Consider the following 9,625-nt stretch of genomic DNA (forward strand, 5'->3'; position numbering starts at 1 on the left):
CTTTCTAAATAACGCGCAAGGAAGGTGTTATTTCAGATTTAAATATCAATAATTAAAGTTTGAAGTTTGAGTTTCAGACATAAAAAAACTGCCGGAAATTAGCAGTTTTTTATGATCAATTATTTATTTTAATTATTTGCGAGGTTGTTATTGAAAGTTTCCGGAGAAATTATTCTTTTTGCAAACCTGTATTTTGGTCCCCAGTACGAATCATTAAGTGAAGAAATCATTACCCCTCTTGAAGTTGCGGCATGAATAAATTTCACATCTCCCTCTTCAGTTACATTTTCTACGATTCCCACATGAGAGATTCTTCCTCTACCCTGCGAAAAGAAAACAAGGTCACCTTTCTGAAGGTTGCTTTTTTCTACTTTTTCGCCTTCCTGAGCCTGTGATGCAGCAACTCTTGGTAAAGTCATTCCGGTAGCTGCGCCGAAAACAGAAAGTACAAACGCTGAGCAGTCGATCCCCTTTCTGGTCATACCGCCGTATTTGTAAGGAGTTCCTAAATAAGATTCCGCTTCAGTTAAGATGTCATCAATTTTTTTGGTGAACCTAACTGTTTTTGCAATCTCGTCATTCTTTATTGTAGCCTCCATTGATCTTGCTGCTGCAAGTTTTTCATCACTAAAGCTGCTAAGTAATTGAGCTTTTGCCGTTTCTAATTTTTTGTTATCGATTGATGCAAGTTTGGCATCTGATTTGTATTCATTTGCGTAGGTTGTTGGGGTTGATACAACGTAATTCGTAACGCATGATTGTAATGAAAATGTAGCCGATACAGCAACTAAATAATACAGAACTCTTTTCTTCATATATATTTGATTATCTGTGTTAAATTGAGATACTTCGTTTTAAATGCAAAGCAAAATTAGGTATTCGAGTTAGATAGGGGGTGAAAACACCCTTTTTGAAAACCCAGTTTAACACTTTTTAACACTTTTCTTTGCTATGTTAAAGAAAAATAAACCGCAATCCCTTTATTTTAGAGGTTGCGGTTTTATTTTTTTTAAGATTTGTTAACATTTATACAAAGCATCTATAATCTACATTAGATTTCTCTATAATCAGAAATAAGAAAGACCTGAAACAAACAGGTCTTTTTTTGAAAATTTTATCTTGTAAAAAGCAGTTCTCTGTACTTGGTCATTGGCCATAATTCATCATCTACAACCATCTCCAGGGCATCCGAAGAATCTCTTATTTTTTCGAATCTTGGCTTCACATCATTACAGAATTGGGTTGCGCTTGCTTGCGGGTCCTCTACTAATTTTGCATTTTTAATAGCTGCAAGAAGCGCATCAGCCTCAACTTTAATAATCGACACATGCTGAGAAATTTCTGCAATCATATTCATCTGTTCTTTTGCGAGATCCTTGAATTCTTTATCACCGAAAATTTCTTTAATGCCCTTTACGTTTTCGATAAGTCTGTTCTGGTACTTAAGTGCGCACGGAATAATGTGGTTACGTGCAATATCAGCCAAAACTGTTCCTTCAATCGCAATTACCGTTGAATATTTTTCGAGTTTAATTTCGTTACGAGCTTCAATCTCGCGATGGGTATAAATGCCCAGTTCTTCGTACAAATCAATAAACTTTTGGTCGAGTTCTTTTGTTAGTGCTTCAGGAGTGGTTTTCAGATTGTTTAAGCCTCTTTTTGCGGCTTCTTCGGCCCATTCTTCGGAATAGCCGTCTCCTTCAAACATAATATTCTTCGATACCTTAATATACTCTCTTAAAATATTGAAGATTGCTTCATCTTTTTTCAGCCCATCTTCGGTAATGAGTTTGTCAACTTCAATTTTAAACGATTGCAGCTGTTTTGCGACGATGGAGTTCATCACCGTCATTACTTCCGCACAGTTTGCGGAAGAACCCACTGCCCGGATTTCAAATTTGTTTCCGGTGAATGCGAAGGGTGAAGTTCTGTTTCTGTCAGTATTATCAAGTAAAATTTCAGGAATTTTACCTACAACATTTAGTTTAAGTTCGGTTTTTTCTTCCGGCGAAAGTTTTCCGTCGGTTACTTTTTCAAGTTCTTCCAAAACACCGAAAAGTTGGGTTCCGATAAACGCTGAGATAATCGCAGGAGGTGCTTCGTTTGCCCCCAAACGGTGATCGTTGCTGGCCGAAGCAATACTTGCCCTTAAAAGATCTGCATAATCGTGTACAGCCTTCAAAGTATTCACAAAGAAGGTCAGGAACTGCAGATTCTTTTTTGGGTTTTTTCCTGGCATCAAAAGGTTCTCTCCTGTGTCAGTTGCCAAACTCCAGTTGTTGTGCTTCCCGCTTCCGTTAACTCCGGCGAATGGTTTTTCATGAAAAAGAATATGGAAGTGATGCTTATGTGCTACTCTTGCCATAATATCCATTAATAAGGAGTTGTGATCTACTGCAACGTTTACTTCCTCAAACATTGGCGCAAGTTCGAATTGGTTTGGCGCCACTTCATTATGTCTTGTGGTCACAGGAATTCCTAACTTCATACATTCAATTTCCAGCTCCTTCATGAAATTCATCACACGGGTAGGTATGGAGCCGAAATAATGATCATCAAGCTGCTGCCCTTTTGCCGGCGAATGTCCCAATAAAGTTTTTCCTGTAATCACTAAATCCGGACGTGACTGATAAAGAGCGGAATCTACCAGGAAATACTCCTGCTCCCAACCCAGAGTTGGAATCACCTTTGTAACATTTTTATCGAAATAAGACTTACAAATATCCGTAGCAGCCTCGTCAAGCGCATGAAGTGCTCGTAACAAAGGAGCCTTGTAATCCAAAGTTTCGCCGGTATACGAAATAAAAATTGATGGTATACAAAGTGTTGTCCCCATAATAAATGCCGGTGAAGTAGGATCCCAAGCGGTGTAACCTCTTGCTTCAAAAGTATTTCTGATTCCCCCGTTCGGGAAAGAAGAAGCATCGGGTTCCTGTTGAATGAGCATTCCGCCGGAGAATCTTTCAATAGCCCTGTCGCTTTCGAAAGGAGTGAAAAACGAATCGTGTTTTTCTGCAGTAGAACCGGTTAAAGGTTGAAACCAATGCGTGTAATGTGTTACGCCTTTGCTCAGCGCCCAGTCTTTCATGGCAACGGCAATCTGGTCGGCAACATCACGCTGAATTTTCGTTCCTCTCTTTATTGCATTCTGAATTGAAGTAAATGCTTCCTTAGTCAAATATTCCCTCATGGTTTCCTCTGAAAACACATTCTGGCAGAAGAGTTCCGATAATTTTGCAGGAACTGTAACTGCATTATCTCTTCTGAAATCTGTAAAAGATAACATTTCTAAAGCCTTAAATCTTAATGATGACATAATTGGGTTGTTTTTGGTGGGGTAAAATTACAAAAAAATAGAAAACTAAGAGAAAAAACGTAAAAATTATAGGGGTCATTTATAAAAAATATTAGTTTATTGAGTTTTGATTGATTAATTAAAAAACAGTTAATCTTATCATAATCCTATAAATGCAGCAAATTTGAGAGATATGTGCTATATTTGCCAAAAGATACACTATGGTAAATTCACGTGCACGGGAAACTACAGAAGCTATTGAAAGGCTTTATGTTTCAATGCGACACTTATTCTATCGCGGTTTTTTCAAACCTTCCGGGATCTCCGGCGAAAGTCTCCGGTCTTTATTAATGACGATCAACCCTGAAATTTACGGAACAATGGGCGTTCCCAATAAAATTGAGTTGGATGGATTGCTGTATGTTCTGGACCGCTTGCCCGAAGGAATCGAAGAATGCTCATTTATTCACTTAACTTCAGATGAAGGCTTTGAAAAAGGCAGCTTTGAGGTTATTGTTCCGAAGAAAAGACGGAGAAACTGTTACAGGATCGATCAGCACCAGATGAACATTGAAGTGCTTCTGGGTCGTTCGGAAATTTACGATATCCTTACCCACCTTACCTTCTTATATATAGAAGCTGATAAAATTATGAACCTCGCGTTTGTTTCTGATGAAAACGACAGGCCGACACGCGCCTGGAGAATCATCGAAGAAGTGGCAAAAGGTGAGAAAAAATTCAGCCGTAAAGAAAAAGAGGTAGCGCTGATTCATCTTTCTTCTCTGTTGGGAAGAACTTTCGACGAAACACTTAACGCTTATAATAATTTTGGCGACGATGCCAACCCGGACAGACTTTTCAAAATTATTTATCATCTTGGAAACGAAAGTTTCAATGACAATAAAAAGATTAGAGAGCGAGAAGTGCATTTCTCTGCAATCCTCCGCGAAAGGGTTGGGCATCATTTCTTTGGTGAAAAATGGGCCAATAAAGTAAAAGAAGTTCTGGCAGAAAATAATCTGCAGATGAGACCTTTGCACATTATCTCCGCCAATATGCACTCGGTAAAGAATATGCTTTACGCCAATGATGCAGTAGGGAAAAAGTCGACGAAAGATGTCGATTTTAAACTTTACGAAGAAATTTCCAACAAAAAATCGCTTCAGGAAAAAGTACTTACCCATTCCCAAAAAGCCGGATTAATCTACATCGACGACCAAAGTGGAAGTAATATCGATGTACAGATCATCGATTTGGCAAAAACCGATTTAAAAAACACGCCGTTCGGAGGGATTAAATTTTCCGGTGATGATGTGGTGATGGTTTTCGATTATGCTTTTGGGGAACAGGCTTACGAAGTGATGGATGAACTTCTTCGTCCTTACGATTACAACGGCGAAATTTACACCATGAAAGTAAAATCTATTTCAATCATGGGTAAAGCCGGGATTCTGATGGGTGAAAAAGGCGACATTATGATCCCTACTTCGCATGTATTTGAAGGCACTGCCGACAATTATCCATTTGAAAACGCGCTGAAACTTGAGGACTTCCAGGATGATGAACTTCAGGCATTCGAAGGCGGAATGGTTACTGTTTTAGGAACATCGCTCCAGAATAAAGATATTTTAAGGTATTTTATGGATACGTCCTGGAAAGCCATCGGTCTCGAAATGGAAGGAGCGCATTACCAGAAAGCCATTCAGGTGGCCTCGAAAATCCGTCATCACATCTCCGAAGATCTTTTCGTAATGTACGCTTATTATGCTTCCGATAATCCTCTGGAAACCGGCTCTACGCTTTCTTCCGGCGGACTTGGACTTACAGGTGTGAAACCGACCTATTTAATTACACTGAGGATTTTAGAGAAAATCCTAAACAGCGGAAAAGTTGCCGATAAAAAATAAAAATTCTAAACAGATTTATACCCTTTCAAATCCCTGAAAGGGTTTTTTATTTCGGTTGTGTAATGAATTCGTTTCCATGTTTTTTAAAATTCATATCTTTCCCCTTCAAAAAATTTATTTAAAGATGAACAAAGGATTTCTCGTTATTCTCACTTTCGTTTTCGGAATACTTTCAGCACAGCAAAACGCCTACTACCAGCAATTTGCCAAATACAAAATGGATATTGATGTAGATGCGCCAAATTTCACCTACAAAGGTGCGCAAACTTTAACCTACACCAATAATTCACCCGACGAACTGAACGTCGTGTATTTTCACCTTTATTGGAATGCTTTCAAACCCGGATCGATGATGGATCAGCGTGTACAGAATCAGGGAAAAAACGGAGACTCGAGATTGCAGATTAACGGAATTTCCAGACTTGCTTCAATACCGAAAGGCGAAGAAGGAGCCCAGAATATTCACTGGATTAAGCAGAACGGAAAAAATCTGAAGTTCGAAGTTCAGGAAACGATTATGAAGGTGGAACTTAACACGCCGCTGAAGCCTAATTCAACCACAACATTTACGATGGAATGGGATGCGGTAATTCCTCATCAGATTCGCCGTGCCGGCAGAAATAACCGTGAAGGAATCGATATGACGATGACGCAGTGGTATCCAAAAATTGCTGAGTACGATTACGATGGGTGGGCAACATTTGATTATATCGGCCGCGAATTTCATGCACCGTTTTCTGATTTTGATGTTTCCATTAAAATTGACAAAGATTATGTTATTGGTGCCGGCGGAACTTTGGAAAATCCACTTGAAGTGAAAGGTTACGATCCAAAAGCAAATATAAAATCCGACAGCAAGAATAAAGCAACATGGCGCTGGACAGCCAAAAATCTCCTCGATTTTGCGTGGGCTGCGGACAGAGATTATACCGTGGAGGAATTCACGATTTTAGATGGACCGAAAGTGTATTACGTGTACCAGAAATCGGAAAAAACCAAACTCTGGGAAGAATCAAAACCTTATGTGACTAAATTTTTCCAGCTGATGAATGCAGCTTTCGGGCAGTATGTTTATCCGTCTTACGCTTTCATCCAAGGCGGTGACGGCGGAATGGAATACGGCATGTGTACCATGATTTTAGGAGAAGGAAGATCGCTTGAAGGTCTGGTTGGATTAATGGTTCATGAAGGCGGCCATTCTTACAACCAGCAGATTTTAGCATATAACGAAAGCGTGAGACCATGGATGGATGAAGGTTTTACCAGTTATTATGACGATTATGTAATGCACCAGTTATTTCCGCCGAAAGAACCTGTTGCGAATCCGTTTGTGGGATCCATAAAATCTTATGTGAACTTTACCAAAACCGGCAAAGAGGAACCTGCGGTTTGGCTGGCAGACCATCACGACGACGGGCGGGCTTATTCTATCGCGTCTTATGTAAAAGGCGATTTGTTTTTGGTACAGTTGGGCTATATCATGGGCGAACAGAACCTGTCTTTAGTAATGAAAGAATTCTACAGCCAATGGAAACTTAAGCATCCTACAGACCGTGATTTTATGCACATCGCACAGAAAATTTCGGGGATGGATCTGAAGTGGTTTCACCATTACTGGATTAATACCACCAATACCATCGACTATGCTGTGAAAAATATTGAGTATGGTACAACTTCCACTACCATCACCTTAGAAAATAAAGGGCAAATCCCAATGCCGGTAGATTTCTCGGTCATGACTAAAGACAAAAAGGTGATTAACTATCATATTCCGCTGAATATGACCCATACCTGGAAGAGTAAAGATATCTACGGTAATTTTACCACACTTAATTACTGGCCTTGGACGCAGAAAGAATACACGATCACTGTTCCTTACACCAAAGACCAGCTTTCTGTAGTGGGAATCGATTTCTCACAACGTATGGCTGATGTGAATCCTGAAGATAATTTCGTTGAGGTGAAGTAATATTTAAAACTGTTTTCCAATGACTTCAATTGTAATTAATATTGGGAATACCAATATCAGGTTTGGGCTTTTCGATGATGAAAACTGCGATGTTTCCTGGATTCTTAATACAAAACCATACCGCACGAGCGACGAACTGCAGATGCAGTTTATGATGATGTATCAGACGCATAAAATCGATGCCGGGAATATCGACAAAATCATTATTGGATCTGTAGTTCCGCAGCTTACGTATGATATTACCCGTGCAATTCAGAAAATTCATGGGAAAAAACCTGTAATTGTAGACCGTAACACCCATTCTGGTGTTCAGCCGAAGTCCAAACAAATGGGTACAGATATTTATGCCAACCTCGTTTCCGCACACCATCTTTATCCGGAAGGGAAAAAAATTATTTTTGATTTTGGTACCGCTTTAACCGCAAGCTGCATTGATGAAACAGGCGAAACTTTAGGCGTAATCATCGCGCCGGGAATTATCACATCACTCAATTCACTGATTCATGACACCGCACAACTGCCTGAAATTGAACTCATAAAGCCTAAAAAAGTATTAGGCCTGGATACTGTTTCCTGCATGCAGAGTGGTATGGTTTACGGATTTCTGGGTATGGTAGAAGGTTTTATCGACCGTATAAACGAAGAAGTTGAAGAAGACTGTTTCGTGGTCGCTACCGGCGGTGTTTCGCATGTTTACAAGCCGCTTACCGAAAAGATTCATGTGGCAGACCGCCTGCACACGCTGAAAGGTTTATTTTATTTAGGAAGGGATCTGTAAAGTTTCGGAGAGATTATCTTTTATTCTGAAAGAAATCTTTTACAATCTGCGAGCATTTGGCTTCCAGCACATCCAGCACAATTTCTGTTTTGGGATGGAGGGAAAGATTCTTATTGATAAAGCCGCGCTGTTCGTCGCGCGCACCGATGACCACCTTGGAAATCTGCGACCAGTTCAATGCGCCGCAACACATTATGCAAGGCTCCAGTGTGACGTACATGGTGCAGTTTCTCAGATATTTACCGCCCATAAAATTAGCAGCCGAAGTAATGGCCTGCATTTCTGCGTGCGCCGTAACATCATTCAGTGTTTCGGTAAGGTTGTGCGCTTTTGCAATAACCCGATTATTCGAAACAATAACGCAGCCGACAGGAACCTCGTCTTTTTCCAAAGCAGTTTGAGCTTCCTGCAGGGCCATTTTCATGTAATATTCGTCAGTAAACATCTGGCAATTTTTTAAACTAAAAAAGGTTCAGTACAAAACTAAACCTTTTTCACTATATAATTTTATTTGTCTAAAAACGGTAACCAATTCCGAGCATTCCTTTTCCGGTTATCGCGGTATCATATTTTTCATCCATTCCAAATCTTCTGGCGATTCCCATACTTGCCTCAAATAAAATATTTTTACGGGCTACCCATTTTCCACCGAAACCCACTCCAATGCCTACCGTGGTATTATTGTCTTCCTTTTGGGTGGAAGAGTTGTAGCCAGGGCCTACATAATAATCGTAGTAGGTGTCTTTCGTCATAGTAACGGGTACAAAACCTTCAACAAAGAATCCCGACGCGTATTTCTTCCCGAAATACATTCTGTAATAGGGCGAAATCTGCGTCATGCTGTAGTCGTCGTCGCTGTTATTTCCCAGATAGAACATTCCGTTGATACCGATTCCTGAGTTTTCGTTAAGCAGCCGCTCATAAGATACATTAAGCATGGGAGCAGCGATAAGTTCTATCGGGCTGATCATAATGTCATTCATCCGGACACTTTCCGTTGCTGTTTCCTGTGACTGTAAAGTAATGACGCTGCAAGAAAACGCAACCGTGAGTAATAATTTCTTCATGTTATATTTTTTCTAAAGATAGGATAATTATCAATCCAAGAGGCAGAATCTGGAAGCTCCTTTAGTCAAAACTCATGGATAAGGGAAGTCGGAATCGGTAGCGGACAGGAGTTCCGTTGATAATGGCCGGGGAAAACTTTTCGGGGAGAAGATACATGGCGATTTCCGCCTGGCGGTTGAAGGTGAAATTTTCGCCCTGAGCCTGCACATTTGCAATGCTCCCGTCCTTTTCTACAACGAAAACAACATTTGTTTTTAACAATTTCTGATCAGGAAGAACCGAATCGGTATAGAATAAATCAGCGATCTGTTTTCTTAAAGTTTCGAAACCTCCGGGATACTGGGCTTCCTTATTCAGGTCCTCTTTTTTCGGATTTAAACGAAGTTCCGGCAGATTTTTAACGTTAATTTTTTCTAAATCCTCGCGGTTTTTTACTTTGATTAAAGTTCCTATGAAAGCGGTGTTCTGAATGCTGTCGAGCTTTACCATAAACTCCGAAAAGTCTTTTTTGATCGCTATTTTTTGCGTGATATCTTTTTCGTTATCAAATTTTTTCTTGAATTCACTATTCAGCATAAATCTTTGATAATCGAAATAGTCTTTCGCAC

Annotated in this window: 8 protein-coding genes; 3 read left to right on the forward strand and 5 right to left on the reverse strand. The window is 39.9% G+C overall.

The annotated features are described in order from the left end of the window. Positions 1–128 precede the first annotated feature (128 nt). Positions 129–815, reverse strand: a complete 687-nt coding sequence (locus V5N63_RS01510; protein ID WP_332032378.1) for a C40 family peptidase — start codon at positions 813–815, stop codon at positions 129–131. A gap of 299 nt (positions 816–1,114) precedes the next feature. After that, positions 1,115–3,316, reverse strand: a complete 2,202-nt coding sequence (locus V5N63_RS01515; RefSeq protein WP_332032380.1) for a glutamine synthetase III family protein — start codon at positions 3,314–3,316, stop codon at positions 1,115–1,117. 200 nt (positions 3,317–3,516) lie between these two features. Between V5N63_RS01515 and V5N63_RS01520 the strand changes: the two genes are divergently transcribed. From V5N63_RS01520 to V5N63_RS01530, 3 genes are all read left to right on the forward strand, one after another. Continuing rightward, positions 3,517–5,202: a DUF6909 family protein gene (locus V5N63_RS01520; protein ID WP_332032382.1), complete on the forward strand. Its 1,686-nt coding sequence runs from the start codon at positions 3,517–3,519 to the stop codon at positions 5,200–5,202. A gap of 124 nt (positions 5,203–5,326) precedes the next feature. Continuing rightward, a complete protein-coding gene (locus tag V5N63_RS01525; RefSeq protein ID WP_332032384.1) occupies positions 5,327–7,171 on the forward strand; it encodes a M1 family metallopeptidase in 1,845 nt (614 codons plus the stop codon). A 19-nt stretch (positions 7,172–7,190) separates the two neighbouring features. Next, on the forward strand, positions 7,191–7,949 hold the full coding sequence (locus V5N63_RS01530; RefSeq protein WP_332024059.1) for a type III pantothenate kinase: 759 nt from the start codon (positions 7,191–7,193) through the stop codon (positions 7,947–7,949). Positions 7,950–7,962: 13 nt separating this feature from the next. Here the strand turns inward: V5N63_RS01530 and V5N63_RS01535 are convergent, their stop codons facing one another. From V5N63_RS01535 to V5N63_RS01545, 3 genes are all read right to left on the reverse strand, one after another. Next, the gene (locus tag V5N63_RS01535) at positions 7,963–8,394 is read right to left on the reverse strand and encodes a nucleoside deaminase (RefSeq protein ID WP_332032386.1); all 432 of its coding nucleotides are present in this window, start codon (positions 8,392–8,394) and stop codon (positions 7,963–7,965) included. Positions 8,395–8,464: 70 nt separating this feature from the next. Further along, on the reverse strand, positions 8,465–9,016 hold the full coding sequence (locus V5N63_RS01540) for a DUF3575 domain-containing protein (protein ID WP_265143796.1): 552 nt from the start codon (positions 9,014–9,016) through the stop codon (positions 8,465–8,467). A gap of 61 nt (positions 9,017–9,077) precedes the next feature. Further along, positions 9,078–9,625 (reverse strand): energy transducer TonB (locus tag V5N63_RS01545; RefSeq protein WP_332032388.1); only part of this gene is annotated, 548 nt, incomplete at its 5' end.

Origin of the sequence: Kaistella sp. (assembly GCF_032060305.1) — a bacterium.
Lineage (GTDB): Bacteria > Bacteroidota > Bacteroidia > Flavobacteriales > Weeksellaceae > Kaistella > Kaistella yananensis.